The organism is Solimonas flava DSM 18980, from assembly GCF_000426685.1.
GTDB lineage: Bacteria > Pseudomonadota > Gammaproteobacteria > Nevskiales > Nevskiaceae > Solimonas > Solimonas flava.
Map to the genome: position 1 here is coordinate 399,728 of NZ_AUFV01000001.1, position 23,411 is coordinate 423,138.

General features: G+C 72.8%; 14 protein-coding genes. 7 read left to right on the forward strand and 7 right to left on the reverse strand.

The genetic code is table 11. The annotated features are described in order from the left end of the window. The first annotated feature begins 11 nt into the window (after positions 1 to 11). Genes K343_RS0101765 through K343_RS20500 form a run of 7 tightly spaced genes read left to right on the forward strand, consistent with a single transcriptional unit; the run spans position 12 to position 9,224 of the window. Positions 12 to 1,436: an O-antigen ligase family protein gene (locus K343_RS0101765; RefSeq protein ID WP_028006600.1), complete on the forward strand. Its 1,425-nt coding sequence runs from the start codon at positions 12 to 14 to the stop codon at positions 1,434 to 1,436. Further along, the gene (locus K343_RS20490) at positions 1,433 to 2,539 is read left to right on the forward strand and encodes an acyltransferase family protein (RefSeq protein ID WP_051277837.1); all 1,107 of its coding nucleotides are present in this window, start codon (positions 1,433 to 1,435) and stop codon (positions 2,537 to 2,539) included. The genes K343_RS0101765 and K343_RS20490 overlap by 4 nt, the downstream gene beginning before the upstream one ends. Continuing rightward, positions 2,536 to 3,984 (forward strand): HAD family hydrolase, encoded by a 1,449-nt coding sequence (locus tag K343_RS0101775; protein ID WP_028006601.1) that lies wholly within the window; start codon positions 2,536 to 2,538, stop codon positions 3,982 to 3,984. Before K343_RS20490 ends, K343_RS0101775 begins: the two co-directional genes overlap by 4 nt. After that, positions 3,981 to 4,904 carry a glycosyltransferase family 2 protein gene (locus K343_RS0101780; protein ID WP_028006602.1) on the forward strand — a complete coding sequence of 308 codons (924 nt, stop codon included), beginning with the start codon at positions 3,981 to 3,983 and terminating at the stop codon, positions 4,902 to 4,904. Before K343_RS0101775 ends, K343_RS0101780 begins: the two co-directional genes overlap by 4 nt. Next, on the forward strand, positions 4,904 to 6,085 hold the full coding sequence (locus K343_RS0101785) for a glycosyltransferase family 2 protein (protein WP_028006603.1): 1,182 nt from the start codon (positions 4,904 to 4,906) through the stop codon (positions 6,083 to 6,085). Before K343_RS0101780 ends, K343_RS0101785 begins: the two co-directional genes overlap by 1 nt. Continuing rightward, positions 6,082 to 7,386 carry a polysaccharide biosynthesis protein gene (locus K343_RS20495; protein ID WP_051277838.1) on the forward strand — a complete coding sequence of 435 codons (1,305 nt, stop codon included), beginning with the start codon at positions 6,082 to 6,084 and terminating at the stop codon, positions 7,384 to 7,386. Before K343_RS0101785 ends, K343_RS20495 begins: the two co-directional genes overlap by 4 nt. Further along, entirely contained in the window at positions 7,383 to 9,224 is a 1,842-nt protein-coding gene (locus K343_RS20500; protein WP_051277839.1) for a non-ribosomal peptide synthetase, read from the forward strand. Before K343_RS20495 ends, K343_RS20500 begins: the two co-directional genes overlap by 4 nt. Before the next feature lie 635 nt (positions 9,225 to 9,859). Here K343_RS20500 and K343_RS23120 read toward each other — a convergent pair. The 7 genes from K343_RS23120 to K343_RS0101825 all read right to left on the reverse strand — a co-directional run bounded on the left by K343_RS23120 (position 9,860) and on the right by K343_RS0101825 (position 23,342). Beyond that, entirely contained in the window at positions 9,860 to 10,240 is a 381-nt protein-coding gene (locus K343_RS23120) for a hypothetical protein (protein ID WP_051277840.1), read from the reverse strand. Positions 10,241 to 10,300: 60 nt separating this feature from the next. Next, positions 10,301 to 18,208 (reverse strand): hybrid non-ribosomal peptide synthetase/type I polyketide synthase, encoded by a 7,908-nt coding sequence (locus K343_RS20505; protein WP_211226137.1) that lies wholly within the window; start codon positions 18,206 to 18,208, stop codon positions 10,301 to 10,303. A 129-nt stretch (positions 18,209 to 18,337) separates the two neighbouring features. Further along, positions 18,338 to 19,021: a Crp/Fnr family transcriptional regulator gene (locus K343_RS0101805; protein ID WP_051277841.1), complete on the reverse strand. Its 684-nt coding sequence runs from the start codon at positions 19,019 to 19,021 to the stop codon at positions 18,338 to 18,340. Beyond that, positions 19,011 to 20,000 carry a Crp/Fnr family transcriptional regulator gene (locus K343_RS20510; protein ID WP_084615598.1) on the reverse strand — a complete coding sequence of 330 codons (990 nt, stop codon included), beginning with the start codon at positions 19,998 to 20,000 and terminating at the stop codon, positions 19,011 to 19,013. The genes K343_RS0101805 and K343_RS20510 overlap by 11 nt, the downstream gene beginning before the upstream one ends. 144 nt (positions 20,001 to 20,144) lie before the next feature. Then, complete coding sequence (adhP, locus tag K343_RS0101815; RefSeq protein WP_028006605.1) at positions 20,145 to 21,161, reverse strand: alcohol dehydrogenase AdhP; 1,017 nt, start codon at positions 21,159 to 21,161, stop codon at positions 20,145 to 20,147. Between the two features lie 103 nt (positions 21,162 to 21,264). Then, positions 21,265 to 22,344 carry an ATP-dependent 6-phosphofructokinase gene (locus K343_RS0101820; RefSeq protein ID WP_028006606.1) on the reverse strand — a complete coding sequence of 360 codons (1,080 nt, stop codon included), beginning with the start codon at positions 22,342 to 22,344 and terminating at the stop codon, positions 21,265 to 21,267. Continuing rightward, a complete protein-coding gene (locus K343_RS0101825; RefSeq protein WP_028006607.1) occupies positions 22,341 to 23,342 on the reverse strand; it encodes a universal stress protein in 1,002 nt (333 codons plus the stop codon). Before K343_RS0101825 ends, K343_RS0101820 begins: the two co-directional genes overlap by 4 nt. Positions 23,343 to 23,411: the final 69 nt, after the last annotated feature.

The following is a 23,411-nucleotide window of genomic DNA, read 5'->3' on the forward strand; positions in this document are numbered from 1 at the left end:
AAGGCCGCGCCATGTCCACCGACTCCGTCCTGCCGCTCGCCGGCGCGCCCGCCGCCACGGCGGGCGCGGCGCCCGCGGTGTCGCGCCTGAGCGCGGCGCGCTGGGTCCGCGACGATCGCCACCGGCTGCTGATGTCGGCGCTGGTCTGGACCTTCCTGGTCCTGCTGATCGTGCCGGACGGCTTCGATTACGCCTCCCTGCTCGGGACCGCGCCGAGTTCGGGCAGCGCCGGCAGCCGTCTGCTGTGGATGGGTCTGCTCGGCGTGTCGGCGATCGTGATCCTGTGGCGCGCCGGCCTGGCCTGGCTGCTGCTGAGCCAGCTCAACCGCTTCCTGCTGCTGTTCGCGGTACTGGCCGCGGCCAGCGTGCTGTGGTCGATCGCACCGGCCTTCACCGTGCGGCGCCTGGTACGCGTCGCCACCTTCCTCGCGGTCGCCGTCGCCTACACGCTGGTGGCCTGGGACGGACGCCGTTTCCAGGATCTGCTGAGGCCGCTGATCACGCTGGTCATGTTCGGTTCGATCGCGTTCGCGCTGCTGCGTCCGGACCTCGGCGTGCACCACGAGGTCGAAGCCGGCATCGCCGGCTCCTGGCGCGGCCTGACCAGCCACAAGAACACGCTCGGCATGCTCGCCGGCACCGGCGTGCTGCTGTGGGCGCACGCCGCGCTGACGCGCGCGACGCGGCGCCTGCCGATGCTGCTCGGCCTCGCCGCCTGCGCGTTGTGCCTGCTGATGTCGAAGAGCTCGACCTCGCTGCTGACGGTGCTGTTCACGGTGCCGCTGCTGCTGATGCTGATGCGCTCGCCGCTGGCGCTGCGGCCGTACATGCCGTGGCTCATCGCCGCGTTCTCGCTGCTGCTGGTCGTCTACGCGCTGGCCGTGCTGCGTCTGCTGCCGGGGCTCGAATGGCTGCTGAGTCCGGTCGCGGCGCTGACCGGCAAGGACCTCAGCTTCACCGGCCGCAGCGAGATCTGGCAGATCGTCGGCGAGCAGGTGCACCGGCATCCGCTGCTCGGCAGCGGCTACGGCGCCTACTGGATCGGGCCGACGCCGATGTCGCCGTCGTACGCCTTCGTGCCGCGCCTGTACTTCTATCCGGGCTCGGGCCACAACGGCTATCTCGACGTCGTCAACGATCTCGGCAGCGTCGGCCTGCTGTGCCTGCTCGGCTACCTGACGAGCTATGTCGTGCAGGCGCTGCGCCTGCTGCGCGTCGAGCGCGAGCAGGCGGCGCTGTTCCTCGCGCTGTTCCTGCAGCACGCGGTCAGCAACTTCTCGGAATCGCACTGGTTCAGCACGCTCAGCGTCGGCTTCGCGATCATGGTGCTGGCGACGGCGGCGCTGGCGCGCAGCGCGCTCGAACAGCGCCTGCGCCAGGTCTTCGGCGAACCGGAACTGGCGACCGCCGCGCGCGCGCCCGGAGCGCGGCCATGAGCACGCCGCCGAACGCGCGCGGCGAGCAGATCGCCTCGCTCGACGGCATCCGCGCGATCGCCGTGATGATGGTGATGGCCGCGCACGCCGGCCTCGAACACATCGTGCCCGGCGGCCTCGGCGTAACGATCTTCTTCGTGCTCAGCGGCTATCTCATCACCACGCTGATGCGCCTCGAACAGCGCCGCACCGGCACGCTCGACTTCCGCGCCTTCTACCTGCGCCGCTTCCTGCGTCTCGGGCCGCCGTTGCTGATCGTGGTCGGGGTCGCCGGCCTCGCCGCCGCGTTCGGCCTGATCGCCGGCGGCTTCTCGCGCGACGGCCTGCTGGCGGTGCTGTTCTACTACGGCAACTACCACATGATCGCGACCGACTTCGACGGCGTGCCGGCCGGCATCGGCGTGGTCTGGTCGCTCGCCGTCGAAGAGCACTACTACCTGTTCTATCCGCCGCTGGCGCTGCTGCTGATGCGTCGCCGCACGCCGCGCGGCGCCGGTCTCGCACTGCTGTCGGCCTGCGCGCTGGTGCTCGTCTGGCGCCTGATCCTGGTCCGCGCCGGCGCGTCCGAAGCCTATCTGACGATGGCGACCGACACGCGCATCGACGCGATCCTCGGCGGCTGCGCGCTCGCCTTCCTCAACAATCCGTACCTCGATCCGCCGCCGCTGCGGACGCGCCGCGATCTGGCGCTGGCGCTGGCCTGCGTCGCGCTGCTCGTCGCCAGCCTGCTGTGGCGCGACCCGTTGTTCCGGGTGACGCTGCGCTACAGCGTGCAGAGCCTCGCCGTCGCCGGCCTGCTGTGGCTCGCGGTCGCCTACGGCCGCCGCCTGCGCTGGCTCAATGCGCCGCTGCCGGTCTATCTCGGCACCGTCTCCTACACCCTCTACCTTTCGCATCAGGTCATCGATCTGGCGCTGCTCAAGCACTGGCCGTCGCTGCCGTGGTACGCCGTGCTGCCGCTGACGCTGGCGCTGTCGCTCGCCGTCGCCGAACCGATGCGGCGCTGGGTCGAACGCCCGTGCGCGCGCCTGCGCCGCCAGCTGGAGCGTCGCGCGCCGGCCCGCGCGGCCCGTGTGCCGGCCTTCCTGGAGTCGGGCAAATGAGTGTTCGGCGTCCCGCGATCGTGAACCTGGAAACCCTGTCGCACGGCTACGACGCGTCGTCGGCCGAAGCGCTCGCCGCGCTGCGCCTGCACCAGGGTCCGGTACTGCTTGATCTCGACGAAACCCTGTATCTGCGCAATTCGACCGAGGACTTCCTCGACAGCGCCCGGCCCGGGCTGCTGGCGCTGCTGCTGCTGCGCCTGCTCGACCTGCTGCAGCCGTGGCGCTGGAGCGGCGGCGAGGCGACGCGCGACGTCTGGCGCGTGCGCCTGCTGTTGACGCTGATGCCGTGGACCGGTTCGCTGTGGCGGCGCCGCGTGGCGGCGCTGGCGCTCGCGCACGGCAACGCGCCGCTGCTCGAGACGGTGCACCTGCACTGCCGCGAAGCCTGGATCGTCACCGCCGGCTTCGAACCGATCGTACGGCCGCTGGCCGAGGCGCTCGGCTTCGACGCCGGGCGCGTGCTCGCCAGCTCGCTGCACCGCTTCGAGGACCGCCGCGACGGCAAGCTGCCGCGCGTCACCGCCGCGCTCGGCGACGAGGCCGTGCGCCGCAGTCTGGTGCTGACCGACTCGCACGACGACGCACCGCTGCTCGACGCCTGCGCGCGGCCGCTGCGCACCGTCTGGCCGGGCGCCGAGTTCCGCGCCGCGCTCGGCCGTGTCTACCTGCCGGGCCAGTACCTCACCCAGGTCAAGCGGCCCGGCGAGCGCTACATCCTGCGCGGCATCCTGCAGGAGGATTTCGCGTTCTGGCTGCTGGCCTCGCTGGCGCTGGCGGCGGCGCCGCTGCTGCACGTGCTCGGCCTCGGCGCGCTGCTGGTGTCGTTCTGGGCGGTCTACGAGATGGGCTACGTCGACAACGACCGCGTCGCCGCGCGCTACGAGCGCGAGCCGAAGCTGTCCGAGGCTTTCCATCGCGCGCCGGTGGCGACGCCGCGCCTGCTGCCGTGGCTGTGGGCGGCGGGCGCCGGCGCCGCCGGCATCTTCCTGCTGCGCTGGCCGGCGGCGCCGCTGCCGCGCGACGGCCTCGCCTGGGCGGCGACGCTGCTCGCCACCCATCTGTGGTTCGCGTTCTACAACCGCGTCGACAAGAACTCGCGCGTCTGGCTGTACCCGGGCCTGCAGCTGGCGCGCAGCATCGCCTTCGTCGCGCTGGTGCCGGTGACGATCGTCGGCATGGTCGCGCTCGCCGCGCACGTGCTGGCGCGCTGGATGCCTTACGTCGTCTACCGCAACGGCCGCTCGAACTGGCCCGAGGTGCCGTTCCACCTGTTGCGCCTGGTGTTCTTCGCGCTGCTGGCGGCGATGCTGGCGATCACCGAAGGCTGGCGGCCGTTCGTCTCGGCGACCGGCGCCGCGCTGCTGGCGTGGAACCTGTTCCGCGCGCGCAGCGAGCTGGCCACCGTGCTGCGCGCCGCGCAGCGCATCGAGCACGGCCGATGAGCGCCGCCGTGCCGCGCATCAGCGTCTGCATCGCCACCTATCGGCGGCCGCAGAAGCTCGCCCTGCTGCTGCAGGATCTCGCCGCGCAGGCGCTGCCGCCGGCGCAGATCGTGGTCGTCGACAACGACGCCGCGCAGAGCGCGCGCGGCATCGTCGAGGCGGCGCGCCGCGCCGCGCCGGACATCGCCGTGCTGTACGCGACGCAGCCCGAGAAGAACATCGCGCTGACGCGCAATCTCAGCATCGCGCTCGCCGACGGCGACTGGCTGGCGCTGGTCGACGACGACGAGCGCGCCCCGCACGACTGGCTGGCGCGTCTGGCCGAGGCCGCCGACCGCTACTGCGCCGACGGCGTGCTCGGGCCGGTGCTGCCGGTGCTGCCGGCGCATGCGCCGGACTGGATTCGCCGCGGCCGCTTCTACGACTGGGCGCGGCTGCGCAGCGGCAGCGTGGTGCCGCCGAACCGCCTGCGCCTCGGCAACGCGCTGCTCTCGGCCGCGGCGCTGCGCAGCGTGCCGGGCCCTTTCGATCCGGCCTACGGCCTGACCGGCGGCGAGGACGGCGATCTGCTGGCACGCCTGGCGCTGCTCGATGTGCGTCTGGTCTGGTGCGACGAGGCCGGCGTGCAGGAACCGGTCGACGACAGCCGCCTGTCGCTGCGCTGGCTGCTGCGCCGCGCCCTGCGCGGCGGCCAGGACTACGCCCGCCACACGCTGGCCGGCCGCTACGGACCGCCGACGCTGCAGCGCCGCATGCAGCTCGCCGTGCGCGCCGGCGCGCAGCTGCTGCTCGCCGCGCTGCTGGTGCTGGCGACGGCCCCGCTCGGCCGCCATCGCGCCGCGCGCTGGCTGGTCGCCGCCTCCGCCAACCTCGGCAAGCTGTCGCTGTTCTGGGGCTGGCACTACCGCGAGTACGCCTGATGGATGCGCTGCTGATGCTGCTGTCGATCGCGCTCGGCGTCCCTGCCGTCGTCGCCTGCGCCTACCTGCTCGGCCTGACGCTGCTGTCGGCGCGGCTGCCGGCGCCGCCGCGTTCGTCGCGGCGCCTGCGCTTCGACGTCATCGTGCCGGCGCACAACGAGGCGGCGGTGATCGCGCGCACGCTGCAAAGCCTGGCGCGCCTCGACTGGCCGGCCGACGGTTTCCGCCGCGTGGTGATCGCCGACAACTGCAGCGACGCGACCGCGGCGCTGGCGCGTGCCGCCGGCGCGACCGTGTTCGAGCGCCACGAGCCCTCGCGCCGCGGCAAGGGCTACGCGCTCGCCCATGCGTTCGCCGCAAGCGCCGCGCAGGGCTGGGCCGACGCCGTGGTTGTCGTCGATGCCGATTCGGAAGTCTCGCCGAACCTGCTCGAAGCCTTCGCCGCGCGCATCGAGAACGGCGGCGCCGAGGCGCTGCAGGCGCACTACGGCGTACTCAATCCGCTGGCTTCGTGGCGCACGCGGCTGATCGAGATCGCGCACGGCTCGTTCCACGTCCTGCGCTCGCGCGCCCGCGAGCGCCTGGCGCTGTCCTGCGGCCTGCGCGGCAACGGCTGGTGCGTGACGCACGCGCTGCTGCGCGCGGTGCCGTTCGCGGCGTTCTCGCTGACCGAGGATCTCGAATACGGGCTGGTGCTCGGCCTGGCCGGCCGCCGCGTGCATTACGCGCACGAGGCGCGCGCCGACGCCGAGATGACGTCCAGCGGGCAGGTCGCGCTGCGCCAGCGGCAGCGCTGGGAACAGGGCCGCTTCGCGCTGGTGCGCACCTTCACGCCGCGCCTGCTCGGCGCCTGGCTGCGCCGGCGCGAGCGCATCGCCTTCGATCTGCTCTGCGACCTGCTGGTGCCGCCGCTGTCGTATCTGTGCCTGCACGTGCTGCTGTTCCTCGCCCTCGCCGGCGGCGCGACGCTGGCGGTGCCGGCGCTGTGGCCGGCGCTCGCCGCGGCGCTGGCCTGCGTCGCCGCGCTGGTCGTCTACGTGCTGCGCGGCTGGGCGCTCAGCGACATCGGCTGGCGCGGCGCGCTGGACCTGGCGCGCGTGCCGCTGTTCCTGCTCTGGAAGCTGCGCGTGCTGGCGACGCGCGGTTTGCGCGAGTGGGTGCCGACGTCGAGACATCCATGACGGCGCCCGCATCCGGCCTGCAGCGCCTGCTGCATCTGCTCGGCAGCGCCGTCGTCGGCCAGGCGCTGCTGTCGGCGGCGAACCTCGTCGTCGGCATCCTGCTGCTGCGCTACGCGCACGAGCAGCAGTACGGCCGCTACGTCCTGGTCAGTACCGCGATCCTGCTGCTCGCCGCGCTGCAGGGCGCCTACATCGGCCCGCCGCTGGTGCAGCGTCTCGCCGAGCTGTCGCGCGCGGCGCGCAACGCGCTGGCCGCCGGCGCCTGGCGCGAGCAGCGGCGGCTGATCGCCGCGCTCGCGCTGCCGTTCGCGGCGCTGCTGGCGCTGGCGTCCGGCGCTTCGGCGACGATGGCGACGCTGCTGCCGGTGACGCTCGCCGGCCTGCTCGCCGGCGCGCTGTCGCTGCGCCGCGGCCACTACCGCTTCCTGCTGCAGGCGCATCGCCATCCGTGGCCGCTGCTCGCCGGCGATGCGCTGTACGCGCTGCTGCTGGTCGCCGGCGTCGCGCTCGCCTGCCGCCTGCCGGAGGCGGCGACCGGCGCCGCTCTCGCCGTCGCACTGGCGGCACTGCTGTCGAGCCAGCTGCACGCCCGCGCCCTGCGTCGCCTCGAAGGCACGGCGCCGCAGGCGACGCACGGCGTGCTGCGCGCGCTGGCGCCGCTCGGCCTGTGGTCGGCGGCCGGCGCGGCGATCCACTGGACCTTCGGCCAGGGCTACAACTATCTGGTCGCCGGCCTGCTCGACGTCGGCGCCGTCGCCGCGATCGCCGGCACGCGTCTGGTGCTGATGCCGGTGAACCTGCTCAGCACCGGCATCGGCTCGGCGCTGCTGCCGGTGACCGCGGTCTGGCTGCAGCGTCAGTCGCCGCGCGCGGTGCTGCAGCGGCTCGGCCTGATCGCCGCGGTGATCGGCCTGCTCGCGCTCGCCTATTGCGCGCTGCTCTGGCAGTGCCGCGACTGGCTGTACGCGGTCGTGCTGCGCAAGTCCTTCGCGCAGCGCGACACGCTGCTCGCGCTGTGGACGGCCGCCGTCGTGGTCGCCGCGGCGCGCGATCCGCTGCTGTACCTGCTGGTCGCCCGCCAGCGCCTGCGCGCGCTGACGCTGCTGACCGGCGTGTCGGCGCTCGCCGCGATCGGCGCGATCGTCGCCGCCGTGCCGCATTACGGCGCGCCGGGCGCGGTCGCCGGCGTGCTGATCGGCGAATGCACCAGCCTCGCCGGCGTGCTGCTGCTGAGCTGGCGCGAAACGCGCGGCGCGCGCGCGCCGGCAGTGGCCACCGCGCCCCTGGAGATGACGACATGAAAACCCCGCTGCCCGAAGCCCTGCGTCGCGACGTGATCTCGGTGTTCCGCGACCGCGTGCGCGAGAACCCGGCGGCGATCGCGCTGCACGCCGAACGGCCGATGAGCTACGCCGAACTCGATGCGCGCGCGGCGGCGATCGCCGCCGCGCTGCAGGCGCGCGGCATCGGCCGCGGCGCGATCGTCGGCCTCTGCGTGCAGCGCTCGGCCGACGCCATCGCCGCGCTGCTCGGCGTGCTGCGCTGCGGCGCCGCCTACCTGCCGTTCGATGTCGGCTATCCGCCGGCGCTGCTGCAACGCATCCACGCCGACGCGCGGCCGGCGCTGATGCTGGTCGATGCCGCCTCGGAGCGGCTCGCGTTCTGGACCGGCGAGCCCTTGCGGCTGGCGTCGATCGACGCCCCGGCGGCAGCGCCGGCCGACGTCGCCATCGGCGTCGACGATCCGGCCTACGTGATGTACACCTCGGGCTCGACCGGCACGCCCAAGGGCGTCGTCGTGCCGCATCGCGGCATCGTGCGCCTGGTGCGCGAGACCGACTACGCCGACTTCTCGCGCGATCAGGTCTTCCTGCAATGGTCGCCGCTCGCCTTCGACGCCTCGACCTTCGAGATCTGGGGCGCGCTGCTCAACGGCGCGTCGCTGGCGATCGCCGATCCGGCCGCCGCCTCGCTCGACGAGCTGGCGATGACGATCCTGCATCATCGCGTCAGCACGCTGTGGCTCACCGCCGGCGTCTTCCACCTGATGGTCGAGCACCATCCGCACGCGCTGCGGCCGCTGCGCCAGCTGCTCGCCGGCGGCGACGTGCTGTCGCCCGCGCACGTGCGCCGCGCGCTCGATGCGGCACCGGCCTGCACGCTGATCAACGGCTACGGCCCGACCGAGAACACCACCTTCACCTGCTGCTACCGCGTGCCGCGTGATTTCGCCGACGGCCCGCTGCCGATCGGCCGGCCGATCGCGCAGACGACCGTGCACGTGCTCGACGAGGATGGCCGGCCGGTGCCGCCGGGCGAGCCCGGCGAGCTCTACGCCGGCGGCGCCGGCGTCGCGCTCGGCTATCTGAACCGTGCCGATCTCAACGCCGAGCGCTTCATCGCCAACCCGTTCGGGCCCGGCACGCTGTACCGCAGCGGCGACCGCGTGCGCCTGCGCGAGGACGGCGTCTACGAATTCCTCGGCCGCGCCGACCGCCAGGTCAAGATCAACGGCAAGCGCGTCGAGCTCGACGACATCGAGGCGGCGCTGCGCCGCACCGGCCTGGTCTCGGATGCGGCTGTCGTCGCCCGCGAACTCGGCCCCGCGCAGAAGCGTCTCGAAGCCTACGTCAGCGGCGGCGCCGCCGAACCGCAGGCGCTGCGCGCCGCGCTGCGCGCGCAGCTGCCGGACTACATGCAGCCGGCACTGCTGACGCGCCTCGACGCGCTGCCGCTGACGCCGACCGGCAAGATCGACCGCCGCGCGCTGCTGGCGCTGGCGCCGCCGACACCGGCGCCTGCCGCCGCGGCGCGGCCGGGCGACGAAGTCGAGGCGGCGCTGCTGGGTCTCTGGCGCCGCGTGCTGCAGCGTCCGCAGCTCGGGCTCGACGACAACTTCTTCGATCTCGGCGGCAGCTCGCTGCAGCTGCTCGAACTGCATGCCGCGCTCCGCGCCGGGCTCAAGCCCGACGCCGCGCTCGTCGACCTGTTCCGCCACACCCGGATTCGCCAGCAGGCGCAATGGATCCGCGGCGGCACGACGGCCGCCGGCCACGCCGATCCGGCGCTGCGCGAACGGCAGCGGCGTGCGGCGCTGGCGGCGGCGAAGACCCGCGCCCGCGGCCCGGCCGCGCGCTAGGCCTGTTGGCGCGAATGGCGTCGTTGTGGTGCCGTCTGGCGCGCCGCCAGGCCCTGCGTCCCCGTCCAGGGGGAAGGCGCGGGCCGCGCACCTGGGTGAGGGCCAAGACGCGGACCGCAACGCCGCATGGCGGCTCGCCAGGCGGTGTCCCGAAGGGACTGGCCCCCATTCATCGGTGCCTGCCGCATCGCGGGCCGTTCGCTTCGCGAACGGCCTCGTCGCTCCCGCACATCCAGTCCATCACGCTCCTCGTTCCTTGCGCTGCGGCAAAACGGACGCGGCCACAACGACGCGATTCGCGTTGACCGGCCCTGCCCGCACGACCGCACACTGGCGCTGGAGCGTCGCGCCATCGCGGCGGCGTGCAGCCGCGTCGCGGATGGCCAGGATGAGCCGCTGCGCCGCAGCGGACGCGGGCCGTGCCCGGTGCCGGCGAGCGGGCGGGCCGCGACGTGCCCGCGATGCCGCAGGGCGGCGCACGACGCCGGCTGACTGCGCGGCGCACGTCGCACCGGTTCGGGCGCGCCCTGGCGTTCCCTCGCCATGGCAGATGCGCGCTCCGGCGCGCCGCAGGACGGCCCGCGCCGCCGGCCCGGCGGCGGTGCATGCGTCCGGGACTTCTGCTGCCGGACCGCTCAGCGCGCGCGGCGGTCGCCGCGCACGCCGGCGGCGCCGGGGGTCGCGGCTCGCGCGCGACGTTCGTGCGCCGGCCGCGTACGCCAGCGCCGCCAGGCGCGCAGGGTGCTGGCCAGCAGGCTCGGCTGCCAGGTGCGCACGCACAGCGTCGCGCCGTCGAAGCTGAGGCGGTATTCGACGATGCCGCCGTGGCGCTCGCGCTCGAGCAGGCCGTCGTCGACCATTTCCTGCAGCACCAGCGGCAGGTCGCTGGCGCGCAGCCCGGTCTGCCGCCATTCGCGTTCGAGGGCTTCCTCGCCGAGCGGCTCGGGCTGCGCGCCGCCGATGTCGCGGAACAGGCGGATCAGGGCGAGGCGCCGCGTCTGGCGGTCGACGATCATCGCGCCGCTGCCTGCCGCCGCGGGGCGACGCGCCGGCGAGCGGTCGGCGGCGGCCGGCGCTCACGCATCGGCGGTTTCCGCTGCGCCGGCGATCTGCCGCGCCTGCGCCTGCGCGTCGAGCTGCGCGGCGACCCTGGCGACCGTGCGCAGCCGCAGCAGGTCGCGGGCGCCGACGGCGAAGCCCTGGCGCCGCGCCCGCGCGACGATCTGGAACAGCCGGATCGAATCGGCACCGAGCGACAGCAGATCGGTGTCGACACCGATCGCGTCGCGGCCGAGCACTTCGTGCCAGATCGCGAGCAGGCGCGTCTCGGTCGCCGTGTCGGGTGCCCGCGGCGCGGCCGCCGGCGCCCCGGCCATGCCGCCGAGCGGCATGGCGGCGAGGCGCTGGCGGTCGAGCTTGCCGTTCGGCGTCAGCGGCAGCGCGTCGACGCGCTGCCAGTGCGCCGGCACCATGTAGCCGGGCAGCTGCGCCGCCAGCGTCTCGCGCAGCGCCGCCGGCTCCGGATCGGCGCCGGCGGCCGCCACGTAGAACGCAACCAGCGCCGGCGCGCCGTCGTCATCGCGCAGCGCGACCGCCGCCGCGGCGACGCCCGGCTGGCGCGCCAGCGCGGTCTCGATCTCGCCCAGCTCGATACGAAAGCCGCGCAGCTTGACCTGCTGGTCGAGGCGGCCGAACACCAGCGTGTCGCCGTCGGCGAGACGTTGCGCGAGATCGCCGGTGCGATACAGGCGCCCTTCGCCGAACGGATTGGCGATGAAGCGCTCGGCCGTCAGTTCCGGACGGCGGTGATAGCCGCGCGCGACGCCGTCGCCGCCGATGCACAGCTCGCCCGGCACGCCGGCCGGCAGCGCCTGGCCGTTGGCGTCGAGAATGTAGAACTGCGTGTTGGCGATCGGCTTGCCGACGCTGATCGGCGCCCCGTCGGCGAAGACTTCGGTGCACGAGGACCAGATCGTCGTTTCGGTCGGTCCGTACAGGTTCCACAGCCGGCCGCCGCCGGCGAGCAGGCGGTCGGCAAGCTCGCGCGTCAGCGGCTCGCCGCCGCAGAGCATGTGAAAGCCGGGCGCGGATTCGAAGCCGGCCTCGAGCAGCAGGCGCCAGCCCGACGGCGTCGCCTGCATGACATTGGCCTGCGTCGCACGCAGCCGCGCCAGCATCCGGAAGCCGTCGGCGAGATCGTCGGCGTCGGCGACGATCGTGCAGGCACCGACGCTGAGCGGCAGGAACAGCTCCAGCGCGGCGATGTCGAACGCGATCGTGGTCGTCGCGAACAGACGGTCGTCCTCGTTCAGGCCCGGCAGCCGCGCCATCGACGTCAGGAAGTTGACGACCGAGCGATGCGTGATTTCGACGCCCTTGGGCGTGCCGGTCGAGCCGGAGGTGTAGATCACGTAGGCGAGATCGCCGGCTTCGGCGGTCAGCGCCGGGGCCTGCGCCGGACAGGCGGCGATCGCCTCGGCGGCCTGCACGAGGTCGATCGTCGGCACGTCGTCAACGAGACCGTCGAGCGCATCGCGCGTATCGGTCAGCAGCAGCAGCACGCCGGCCTCGTCGAGGATCTGGCGCAGGCGCGCCGGCGGATAAGAGAGATCGAGCGGCACGTAGGCGCAGCCGGCCTTCCAGACCCCGAGCAGCAAGGCCGGCAGGACGATCGAGCGTTGCGCGGCGACGGCGACCAGGCCGCGTTCGCCGTCGAGCGTGGTGTGCAGGTAGTGCGCGATGCGGTTGGCGAGCGCGTCGAGTTCCGCGTAGCTGCACTCGATCGCGCCGCTGCGCACCGCCAGCGCCTGCGGACGGCGCTGCGCCTGCGCTTCGATCAGCTGATGGACGCACAGTGCCTGCGCGTATGGCGCTGCGCTCGCCTGCTGCGCGTCGAGCAGTTCGCGGCGCGCCTGCGACGGCAGCCAGTCGAGCGCGGCGACCGCCTGCTCGCCGCCGGCGACGAAACCTTCGAGCAGTGCCGCGTAACTGTCGAGCCAGCGCGCGATCGTCGAAGCGTCGTACAGCTCGCGGTTGTAGTCGCAGTCCAGGCGCAGGCCCTGCGGCGATTCGATGACGTTGAGGAACAGATCGAAATTGACGTAGGCCTTCGGGTTCGGCGCGGTGTTCATCGTCAGGCCGTCGGCCTGCAGCGTGCCGGCCAGCCGTTCGAGGTTGAACTGCACCTCGGTCAGCGGCAGGCGGTTGGCCTGACGCCCCGGCGCGAGACGGCGCACCAGCGTGCCGAGCGTGTAGTCCTGATGCTCGTAGGCGTCGAGCACGGTGCGCGACACGCTGGCCAGCAGTTCGGCGACCGTGGTCTTCTCGTTCCAGCGCACGCGCAGCGGCAGGAAATTCACGCAGTGTCCGACCAGTGCGTCCTCGCCGACCATCGACTGCCCCGCCGTCGGCACGCCGACGACCACGTCGCGGCTGCCGCCGAGCCGGCCGACCAGCAGCTCGAAGGCCGCCAGCAGCGTCGCGAACAGCGTGCTGCCGTGGCGGGCGCCGGCCTTCTTCACGGCGGCCGCGAACGCGGCGTCCAGATGCCGGGTCTGCGTCGCGCCCTCGTAGCGGCGCAGCGCCGGACGCGGCCGGTCGGTCGGCAGCTCCAGCACCGCCGGCGGCGGCGTGAAGCAGGCCTGCCAGTAGGCCTCGGTCGCGGCCAGCGCGGCCGCTTCGCGACGGCGCTCGCGGCGCGCGTAGTCGGCGAACTGCGGCGCCGGCGCCAGGCCGGCGTCGCGACCGTCGCGCGCGGCCGCGTACAGCGTGTGCAGCTCGTCGACCAGCACGTTGATCGACCAGCCGTCGCAGATGATGTGGTGCGCGCTCAGCAGCAGCGCATGCGACTGCGGCGCCAGGCGCACCAGCTGGGCGCGGATCACCGGCCCGTCGACGAGATCGAACGGCGTCGCCGCATCGCTGGCGATCAACGCTGCGAGCCGCGCTTCGGCGCGTTCGGGATGGCCGCCGGCAAGATCGACCAGCGGACAGCTCATCGGCCCCGCCGGCGCCACGCACTGCGACTCGCCGGTCGGTGCGAAGCGCAGGCGCAGCGCGTCGTGCCGCGCCATCAGCGTGTCGAGCGCGCGCTGCAGCGCGGCGCCGTCGAGCGCGCCGTCGAGGCGCACGGTGACCGACTCGTTGAACGCGCAGGAGGCCTCGTCGCCGAGCTGCGCGGCGAGCCAGATTTCCATCTGGCTCTCGGTCAGCGGCAGCGTGTCGCCGTCGTCGGGCTGCGGCGGCGGCGTGAAGATGCCGACCTCGGCCATCGCCGCCAGGCTGTCGCGGAAAGCCTCGACGACCTGGCGCAGATCGTCGTCGCTGTGCGCCGTGGTCAGGAAGCACGGGAAGCCGTCCTGCAGCAGCACGCCGCGCAGGCGCAGATGGTGATACAGCAGCGGCGCCAGCGGATGCTGGCCGTGGACGCTGAAGTAGAAGAAGCTGCTGAACTGCTCGATCGTCGCCTCGACGCCGTAGCGCGCAAACAGGCCGCGCAGTTCGCCGACCAGGCCCGCGGTGCGCGCGCCGAGCGCCTCCTGCAGCTGCGGACCTTCGGCGCGGATGCGCTCCAGTACCGCGGCGGCGGCGGCCAGCGCCAGCGGATGCCGCACGAAGGTGCCGGCGAAGAAGGTCACGCCGGTCTCCGGGAAGGAGTCGTCGCCGTAGCGCCAGGCGCCGCCGTCGAGCGCGTCCATGAAGCGCGCCTTGCCGGCGAGGATGCCGATCGGCAGGCCGCCGCCGACGACCTTGCCGTAGGTCGCCAGGTCGGCGCGGATGCCGATCAGGCCCTGTACGCCGGCCGGGTGCGCGCGAAAGCCGGTGACGACCTCATCCATCACGAACGCGGTGCCCGAGGCCTCGGTGATGCGGCGCAGCTCGCGCAGGAACTCGTAGGGCTGCAGCGCCGGATGGCGGCTCTGCACCGGCTCGACGATCACCGCCGCCAGTTCGCTGGCGTGGTTGCGGATCCACTGCAGCGACTCGTCGCTGCCGTATTCGAGCACGACCATGTTCGACACCGCCGCGGCCGGAATGCCGCTGGCGACCGGCATCGGCCGCGGCTCGCCGCCGGCGCGGCGCACGCCCTTGACCAGCACTTCGTCGAACTGGCCGTGGTAGTCGCCGCCGAAGATCACGACGCGCTCTCGGCCGGTGACGGCGCGGGCGATGCGCATCGCCGCCATCACCGCCTCCGAGCCGGTGTTGCAGAAGGTCACGCGCTCGTTGCCGGTCAGCTCGGCGAACAGCGCCGCGACCGGGCCGGCGAGCTCGGCCTGCGGACCGATCGCGAAACCCTTGTCGAGCTGCGCCTTGACCGCGTCGACGACGAAATCCGGCGCGTGCCCGAAGAACGTCTGGCCGTAGCCGTTGACGAGGTCGATGTAGACGTTGCCGTCGGCATCCCAGACCTTCGAGCCGGCGGCCCGCGTGCAGACCAGCGGATAGACCAGCTCTTTCCATTCGGAGCGGAAGCCGGACGCGGCGCGCGGATCGGCCAGCACCGGGCGGAACTGCTGGGTGCTGGCCTTGGAGCCGGCGGCGCGCGCGGTGCAGCGCGCGACCAGCTCGTCGAGATGGCGGCGCTGCGCGTCGCTGATCGCGCCGCCGGCCTGGCGCCTGGCCGGCGCGTAGACCTGGAAACGGGAACCGCCGGTCTCGGTCACCGGCGCGCTGGCGTCGTCGCCGGCGACCGTTGCGGCCGGCGCCGCCGTCGCCGCGGCCGGCGCGGCCGGCGCGGCCCGTGGCGACGGCGGCGCACCGGCCGGCCGCTGCTCGCGCAGCGCCTCGAGCTGGCGGTCGATCAGCGCCGACATGGCCTTGAGCTGGTCGCGGAACACGGACTCGATCTCGCCGCTCGACAGCCGAGCGCTGTCCGGCAGCGGGCTGGCGGCTGCGGCCGGTGCCGCCGGCGCCGCAGCGGCCGGCGCGGCGCCGGCGCTCGGCAGATGCGGCGCCAGCAGCGCGGCCAGCGCCGCCCGCGACGGATGCTCGTTGAGCAGCTGGCGGAAGGTCACGCGCACGCCGAACTGGCTCTGCACGCGCTGCGCGACCTGCGTCAGGAACAGCGAGTCGAAGCCCATTTCGAGGAAGGACGCGTCGGCGGCGTAGCCGTCGAGGCCTTGCCCCGAAAGGTCTTCGAGCAGGCTCGTCAGCTGGCGGATCAGGGGTTCGTGGGTCATGGCGGACTCAGGTGCCGCGGTCGCGGCGTGATCGGATTCAGGAGCGGATTCGGGAGTGGATTCGCTTGCGGCGCCGGCCGCTGCGCCGGCGGCGGCCGGCGCGTCGATCCAGTAGCGGCGGCGCTGGAACGGATAGCCCGGCAGCGCGACGCGGCGGCGGCGCTGGCCGTGCACGGCGGCCCAGTCGGGATCGCAGCCGGCGGCCCACAGCTCGCCGAGCGTGACGGCCAGCTGGCGCAGGTCGCCGCCGGCGCCATCGGCTTCCGGCAGCGAGTGCAGCGTGCGCAGCTTGCCGCGCGCCGCCTGCAAGGCCAGCGTCGACAGCGTGTGGCCGGGGCCGACTTCGAGCAGCAGCACCGGTCCCGGCAGGTCGAGCAGCGTGGCGACGCCGTCGGCGAAGCGCACCGGCTCGCGCGCATGGCGCGCCCAGTAGTCCGGCGACGCCGCCTCGTGCGGCTGCGCCCAGTCGCCGCTGACGCAGGAGATGTAGCGCGTCGCCGGCGTGCCGAGCGGACGCGCCGCGATCGTCTCGCGCAGCGGCGCGACGATCGGGTCGATCGCCGGCGAATGGAAGGCGTGCGAGGTATGCAGGCGGCGGCTGACGACGCCACGCGCTTCGAGTGCGATCTCGAACGCGGCGACCGCGTCGCCGGCGCCGGACACCACGCACAGGTTCGGACCGTTGACGGCGGCGATGCTCAGCTCGGGCGGCAGCAGCGCGCGCAGCTCGTCCTCGGCCAGACGCACCGCCAGCATCGCCCCGCCCGGCAGCGCCTGCATCAGCCGCGCGCGCGTGGCGACGATGCTCAGCGCGTCTTCGAGCGTGAGCACGCCGGCGAGCGTCGCGGCGACGAATTCGCCGAGACTGTGACCGATCATCGCGTCGGGGCGGATGCCCCAGCTGATCCACAGCCGCGCCAGCGCGTACTCGACCGCGAACAGCGCCGGCTGCGCGGCGACCGTCGCGCGCAGGCGCGCGGCCGCCTCGGCCGTATCCTGCGTCGGGTACAGCAGCTCGCGCAGGTCGTAGCCGAGCTGCGGTTCGAGCAGCGTCGCGCAGCGGTCGATCTCGGCCGCGAACACCGGCAGCTTCTCGTACAGCGCGCGCGCCATCTGCGGGTACTGCGCGCCCTGGCCCGGAAACATGAAGACCACGGTCGGCGCCGGCTGCGCGTCGGCGCTGCTCGCCGGCGCCGCCTCGGCCAGCCGCGCGATCGCTTCGCTGCGGTCGTCGGCGACCACGAAGGCGCGCTTTTCGAAGCGGCGGCGGCCGGTCTGCAGCGACCAGGCGACGTCGTCGAGCGCATCGCCGTGGCGCTGCAGGTGCGCGGCGAGCCGCTCGCGCGCCGCGGCCAGCGCGGCGTCGCTGCGCGCCGACAGCGGCAGCAGCTGCGGCAGCGCCGACGCCTGCGGCGTACGCCAGTCACCGTCATGCGGCGCTTCTTCGAGCACCACGTGCACGTTGGTGCCGCCGACGCCGAGCGAGCTGACCGCGGCGCGGCGCGGGGTGTCGCCGCGCCGCCAGTCGCGCAGCTCGGCGTTGACGAAGAACGGCGACTGCGCGAAGTCGATCTGCGGGTTCGGCTGCCGGTAGTGCAGCGTCGGCGGCAGCTGGCCGTGATGCAGACTCAGCGCCGCCTTGATCAGGCCGGTGACGCCGGCGGCGGCGTCGAGATGGCCGATGTTGCTCTTCACCGAGCCGACCGCGCAGAACTGGCGCGCGTCGGTCTCGGCGCCGTAAACCTTGCTCAGCGCGGCGATCTCGATCGGATCGCCGAGCGGCGTCGCCGTGCCGTGGCACTCGACGTAGCCGATCGAGTGCGCCGGCACGTCGGCGGCGGCCAGCGCCATCGCGATCGCCCCGGCCTGGCCGTCGACGCTCGGCGCCGTGAAGCCGATCTTGCCGGCGCCATCGTTGTTGATGCCGCAGCCGCGGATCACGCCGTAGATGCGGTCGCCGTCGGCGAGCGCGTCGGCGAGCCGCTTGAGCAGCACGACGCCGGCGCCGCTGCCGAACACGGTGCCGCTGGCATCGGCGTCGAACGCGCGGCAGTGGCCGTCGGCCGAGGCCATGCCGCCTTCCTGGTGCAGGTAGCCGCGGTGTTGCGGAAAGGTGATCGACACGCCGCCGGCGAGCGCCGCGTCGCATTGATAGAGCTGCAGGCTCTGGCAGGCCTGGGCGATCGCCAGCAGCGAGGTCGAGCAGGCGCTCTGCACGGTGAAGCTCGGGCCGCGCAGGTCGAGCTTGTACGACACGCGCGTGGCGAGAAATTCGCGGCCGGCGCCGACCAGCGTCGGATAGCAGCCGAGCTGGAAGTTGCTGGTGAATTCCTCCAGCGCCTGCCGGTCGCGGCAGACGTGGTGGAGGAAATAGGTGTTCATGCTGCAGCCGGCGAACACGCCGATCGGTCCGTCGTGGCGCGCCGGATCGCAGCCGCCGTCCTCCAGCGCCTCCCAGGCGCATTCGAGGAACACGCGGTGCTGCGGATCGGTCAGCTCCGCCTCGCGCGCGTACATGCCGAAGAAGTCGGCGTCGAACTGCTCGACGTGTTCCAGCACCGCGTGCGCGGCGACGAAATTCGGCGCGCGATGCACGGCTTCGCCGAAGCGGTCGTCAAGCTCGTCGAGACGGAACCGGGCGATCGATTCGACACCATCGACGAGATTGCGCCAGAAGGTCTCGACGCCGTCGGCGCCCGGAAAGCGGCCGGCCATGCCGACGATCGCGATGCCGTCGGGTGCGGCGCCCTCGCCTTCGTCCCATCCCTCGTCCTGCATCCTGCTGCCGTCCATGCCGGTCATGAGCTTTTCTCGCCTGCGCCCTGGCGGACGCCGTCTTTCGGATTCCGGGCCATCATCGGCAGCGGCCGGGGCACACGTCTGTTCGAATCCACACCGATGGAAGGCGCGGCGGATGCCGGCCGGAGCGGTTCAGAAGACGACGGCGGGCTGCAGCTGCGGCGCGAAGGCCCGCACGTAGGCCTCGCGCGACCAGGCATAGCAGCCGCAGGACGCGGCTTCGAGACCGCGGCGGTCGACGATGTTGATGACGCCGCGGCTGTAGCGGATCAGGCCGCGCCGGCGCAGCCGCGCCGCCGCCAGCGAGATGCCGGTGCGCTGCACGCCGAGCATGTCGGCCAGCGTCTGGTGCTTGAGACGGAACTCATCGGACTGCACGCGATCCTGCGTGGTCAGCAGCCAGCGCGCGAGGCGCTCCTCGACGCCGTGCCGGCAGGTGCAGGCATTGACCTGCGCGATCTGCGCGATCAGCACATAGAGATAACGCCCGAGCGCGGCGCGCAAGTGGCGGCTGTGCGGCAGCTGGCGGCGCAGCTCGCGCACCGGCACGCGAAAGCTCGCGCCGGAAGTGCGGACCACGGCGCGCAGCGGCGACAGCGGCAGGTCGTCGATCAGCGGACTGCCGAAGGCGCCTTCGCTGCCGACCAGCGCGACCTGCACCGCGTCGCGTTCGCCGGGCGCCAGCAGGCCGACGGCGACGCCGGTCGGGAAATAGACGTGCTCGACCGGGCCTTCGTACTCGCAGATCAGCGTGCCGGCGCGCAGCGCGACCGTTTCGATCAGCGGCGTGAGCCGTCGCGCCTCGTCATCCGGCAAGCTCGCGAGGAGGAGATTCCGCCTCAGGTCGGGCGACCAGCTGCGGATAGCCGGCGCGCCGGTCGAAGCTGGAGCGCCGGTCGGCGAAGGCGATGGGCACGCTGCGGACGCGGCGGTCGACCGGGGTTCGGCGTTCGCCGCGACGACGGTCTTTTGGGGCGCGTAGCGCATCGTTTCGGGCATCCGGTCGACGGTGCGCCGAAATTTCCGACAAACGCGTGCCGCCTTCCGTACGGTGCAACACCGAAGGCCGTCCAATGGCCTTGGCGGCGGCTTCATGCAGCCGCGCGCATTCCGTGCTGACGATGCGGTAGCACTCGCAGGCGTCGCGCTCCAGGCGATGGCGGTCGAGGATGCGGACCAGACCGCGGCTGTACTGGATCACGCCCTCGTCGCGCAGCCGGCTGGCGGCCAGCGTGACGCTTTCGCGGCGCACGCCGAGCGTGTGCGCGAGGCCTTCGTGCGTGACGTGCAGCTCGCCGCCCGGCAGGCGGTCGACGCTCAGCAGCAGCCAGCGGCACAGCTGCTGGCTGAGCGCGTGGTGACGGTTGCAGGCGACGGTCTGCGCGGTCTGCACCATCAGCGCGCGCGCGCTGGCCAGCACCACGCGCTGCACGTCCGGCGAGCGGTCGAGTTCATGGCCGAAGATGTCGATCGGCAGGCGGTAGGCGGTGCCCTCGCACTGCACGACCGCGCGGCTGGTCGTGCGGTCGACGCCCATCATCAGCTCGGAACCGATCATGCTGTCGTTGCCGACGATCGCCGTCTCGGTCGTTTCGCCGGACGCCATCACCTGCAGCAGCGAGATCAGCGCATCGACCGGAAAATAGACGTACGAGATCGTCACGCCGGCCTCGTGCAGCACCTGCCCGGCTTTCAGCTTGACGCGGGTCAGCTGCGGCGCCAGCACCGGCACGCCGACGATATCCAGAACCTGGGCCAGAAGCCGATTGCCGCTCGGGCCGATCGCGGTAGCCATGTCATCTCCTGCTTACATGACGGATAGTAGACATGACCTTGTCGGCGCAATGTTGATGTGCGTCAAAAAAAATGGCGTCCATTTCCCCTTCGTTCAGGGGGTCTTTCCGGCACCATGCGCCGTCCGGCGGCCTGCCCCTACCGCTCAGCGCAAATCGAGCACGACGCGGCCGTTGACGCGGCCGGCCTTGAGTTCGCGAAACACGTCGTTGATCTCTGACAGCCGCGCCGAACGGACCTGCGGCCGCACCTTGCCGGCGGCGGCGAAGGCGATCGCCTCGTCGAGATCCTGGCGCGTGCCGACGATCGAGCCGCGGATCGTCAGGCGCTTGAGCACGACGTCGAAGATCGGCGTCGCGAACTCGCCCGGCGGCAGGCCGACGAGGCTCACCGTACCGCGGCGGCGTGCCAGCTGCAGCGCCTGCGTGAACGCCGACGGCGAGACCGCGGTGACCAGCACGCCGTGCGCGCCGCCGCCGGTGATCTGCTGCACGCGTTCGACCGCATCGGCAGCGTCGGCGCGAATCACGGCGTCGGCGCCAAGCGTGCGCGCCAGCACCAGTTTGTCGTCGCCGACGTCGAGCGCGGCGACGCGCAGGCCCATTGCCCTGGCGTACTGCAGCGCGACGTGGCCGAGGCCGCCGATGCCGGAGATCGCCAGCCACTGCCCCGGCCGCGTCTCGGTTTCGAGGATGCCCTTGTAGGTGGTGACGCCGGCGCACAGCACCGGCGCCATCGCCAGCGGATCGAACGAGGTCGGCAGGCGCGCGACGTAGTCGGCGCGGCCGATCACGTATTCGGCGTATGCGCCGTTGACGCTGTAGCCGCTGTCATGCTGCTCGCCGCACAGCGTCTCCCAGCCGGTGCGGCAGTATTCGCAATGACCGCAGGCGTCGTGCAGCCAGGCCAGCCCGACCGGATCGCCGACGCGGAAGCGGTCGACGTCCGGACCCAGCTCGGCGACCAGGCCGACGCCCTCGTGTCCGGGAATGAACGGCAGCGCCGGCTTGACCGGCCAGTCGCCGTCGGCGGCGTGCAGGTCGGTGTGGCAGACGCCGCTGGTCAGCACCTTGATCAGCAGCTCGCCGGGCCCCGGCTGCGGCACCGGCACGTCTTCGATGCGCAGCGGCTGACCGAAGCGACGGACGACGGCGGCTTTCATGGTTCGGGTCACGACGCGGCACTCCGCAGTTGATGCGGTGCAGCTTCCGCTTGCCCCCGATGGCCGTCATTGACGGCCATCAACGCGCGTCCATCGTCGTATTTCAGGATCGCAGCGTGCGGCGCGTGCCGAACGAAATGCCGAGGCCGGCAGCGACGCCCAGCAGCGGATCGTCGGCGCTGACGCGACGCGGACCACAGGTTGCGGTCGCCAGCGGCACGTCGTCGATGCGCCCGCCGCGCTGCACGACGACGCGGTCGTGCTGCTGCTGCGCGAGCAGTTCGACGGCATGCACCCCGAACGCGGACGCGAGCAGACGGTCCTCGGCGCTCGGCGGGCCGCCGCGCTGCAGATGGCCAAGCACGGTGCAGCGCGCCTGCACGCCGGACTGCGCCTCGATCTGCCGAGCCAGCCAGCCGCCGATGCTCTCGTACGGCGGGCGCTGCGCGGCAGCCGGCGCACGCGCGGCGCCTTCGGCGACGACCAGCAGCGCATGGCGGCGGCCGCGCGCGAAGACTTCGTGCAGGTGGGCGATGATCGCTTCCATCTCGAAGCCGAGTTCCGGCAGCACGATCAGATCGGCGCCGCCGGCGATGCCGCCGTGCAGCGCGATGTGGCCGGCGTCGCGGCCCATGGTCTCGACGACGATGACGCGGTGGTGACTGGCCGCCGTCGGCAGCAAGCGGTCGAGCGCGTCGCTGACGACGCCGACCGCGGTCGCGAAGCCGACCGCGGTGTCGGTGCCCGGCACGTCGTTGTCGATGGTCTTGGGAATGCCGAGCATCGGCAGCCCGGCCTGCGCGCAAAGCCGCGACATGATGCGCATCGAGCCGTCGCCGCCGATCACGACCAGCGCGTCGATGCCGAGCTCGCGCACGCCGGCGGTGAATTCGGCGCTGCGGTCGGCAAGGCTGCCATCCGGCATCGGAAAGCGGAACGGATCGCCGCTGCTGACCGTGCCGAGCAGCGTGCCGCCGCTGCGGAACGCCGGCCCGTCGAGTGCGTCCGGATTCAGCTCGACGTAACGGCGCGGCTGCTCGAACAGGCCGACGCTGCCGTCGAGCACGCCGAGCACTTGCCAGCCGCGCAGGGTCGCGGCATCGGTGACGGCGCGGATCACGGCATTGAGGCCGGCGCAATCGCCGCCGCTGGTCAGCACGCCGATGCGGCGCGGTACGTTCATGCTTCGCTTTCCTCGGGCGCCGCGGCGTAGCGCGCCTGCAGCTCGGGCAGGTTGTAGTGGCGCTTCAGCTCGTCGGCGAAACTGTCGGGCTTGACCAGCAGCACGTCGAAGCTGGCGCGCGACAGCACGCCCTCCGAGGCGCTGCCGAGCAGCAGGCGGCTCAGCATCGAGTGGTACGAGGAGCCGAGCACCATCAGGTCGATGTTTTCGGCCTGCGCGAACTGGACCAGCGCGGCGGCGGCTTCGCCGCCGCCGTCGATCCAGTGCCGGCGATCGGCCGGAATCGAATGCGCGTCGGCGAAGCGCGCGAAATTGTCATGCGAACTGCTGCGCACGTCCTGGTAGAGCTTGCGCAGGTCGGCGGACACGCCGATCACGAACGACGGCCGCCGGTACGGGAACGCGTGCACGAGGTGCAGGTCGGCATCGGCGAACATCGCCAGCTTCAGCGCCGTCGTGGCGATGCGCTCGTTGAGCGGATGCGGTGCGTCCTGGCGGTCGAGGCTGGCGTCGATCGCGATCGCCACGTGCCGCGGCAGCGGCGCGCTGTCCTGGCGCACGAACATCAGCGGCGCCGGACAGGTGCGCGCCAGGCGCCAGTCCAGCGTCGTCATCGGCATGCGCGCGGCGCCCTTGCGCGCCGGCAGCAGATCGGCGATGACCAGATCGGGCTTGAGCTCCAGCGCGCGCGCCAGCACTGCCTCGTGCGGCTCGGCGCTCCACAGCAGCTCGCAGTCGACGCGCAGGCCCTGATCGGCGAGTTCGGCGGCGCGCTCGTCGAGCCAGCGCTGGCGCTGCTCCAGGTACTGCGTCTTGGCCAGGCGCTGCACCTCGCGGCCGGCCAGCTCGTGGCTCATGTCGATCATCGCGTCGAACGCGCACATCAGCAGGAACAGGCGTGCGTCGGCACGCTTGGCGAGCTGTGCGGCGCGATGCAGGCCGACCGTTTCGCGCATGCCGGCATCGGCGATGACCAGGATTCGCTTGATCTGCGACATGAGATTTTCTCCTTCCAGTGGCGAGGCGGCAGTAGGCCATGCGGCGGCGCCGTCGTCGTTGATGCGAGT

Coding starts and splice junctions, on each gene's coding strand:
- K343_RS0101765 (WP_028006600.1), top strand. CDS start 12: ATGTCCACCGACTCCGTCCTGCCGCTCGCCGGCGCGCCCGCCGCCACG.
- K343_RS20490 (WP_051277837.1), top strand. CDS start 1,433: ATGAGCACGCCGCCGAACGCGCGCGGCGAGCAGATCGCCTCGCTCGAC.
- K343_RS0101775 (WP_028006601.1), top strand. CDS start 2,536: ATGAGTGTTCGGCGTCCCGCGATCGTGAACCTGGAAACCCTGTCGCAC.
- K343_RS0101780 (WP_028006602.1), top strand. CDS start 3,981: ATGAGCGCCGCCGTGCCGCGCATCAGCGTCTGCATCGCCACCTATCGG.
- K343_RS0101785 (WP_028006603.1), top strand. CDS start 4,904: ATGGATGCGCTGCTGATGCTGCTGTCGATCGCGCTCGGCGTCCCTGCC.
- K343_RS20495 (WP_051277838.1), top strand. CDS start 6,082: ATGACGGCGCCCGCATCCGGCCTGCAGCGCCTGCTGCATCTGCTCGGC.
- K343_RS20500 (WP_051277839.1), top strand. CDS start 7,383: ATGAAAACCCCGCTGCCCGAAGCCCTGCGTCGCGACGTGATCTCGGTG.
- K343_RS23120 (WP_051277840.1), bottom strand. CDS start 10,240: ATGATCGTCGACCGCCAGACGCGGCGCCTCGCCCTGATCCGCCTGTTC.
- K343_RS20505 (WP_211226137.1), bottom strand. CDS start 18,208: ATGACCGGCATGGACGGCAGCAGGATGCAGGACGAGGGATGGGACGAA.
- K343_RS20510 (WP_084615598.1), bottom strand. CDS start 20,000: ATGGCTACCGCGATCGGCCCGAGCGGCAATCGGCTTCTGGCCCAGGTT.
- adhP (WP_028006605.1), bottom strand. CDS start 21,161: ATGAAAGCCGCCGTCGTCCGTCGCTTCGGTCAGCCGCTGCGCATCGAA.
- K343_RS0101820 (WP_028006606.1), bottom strand. CDS start 22,344: ATGAACGTACCGCGCCGCATCGGCGTGCTGACCAGCGGCGGCGATTGC.
- K343_RS0101825 (WP_028006607.1), bottom strand. CDS start 23,342: ATGTCGCAGATCAAGCGAATCCTGGTCATCGCCGATGCCGGCATGCGC.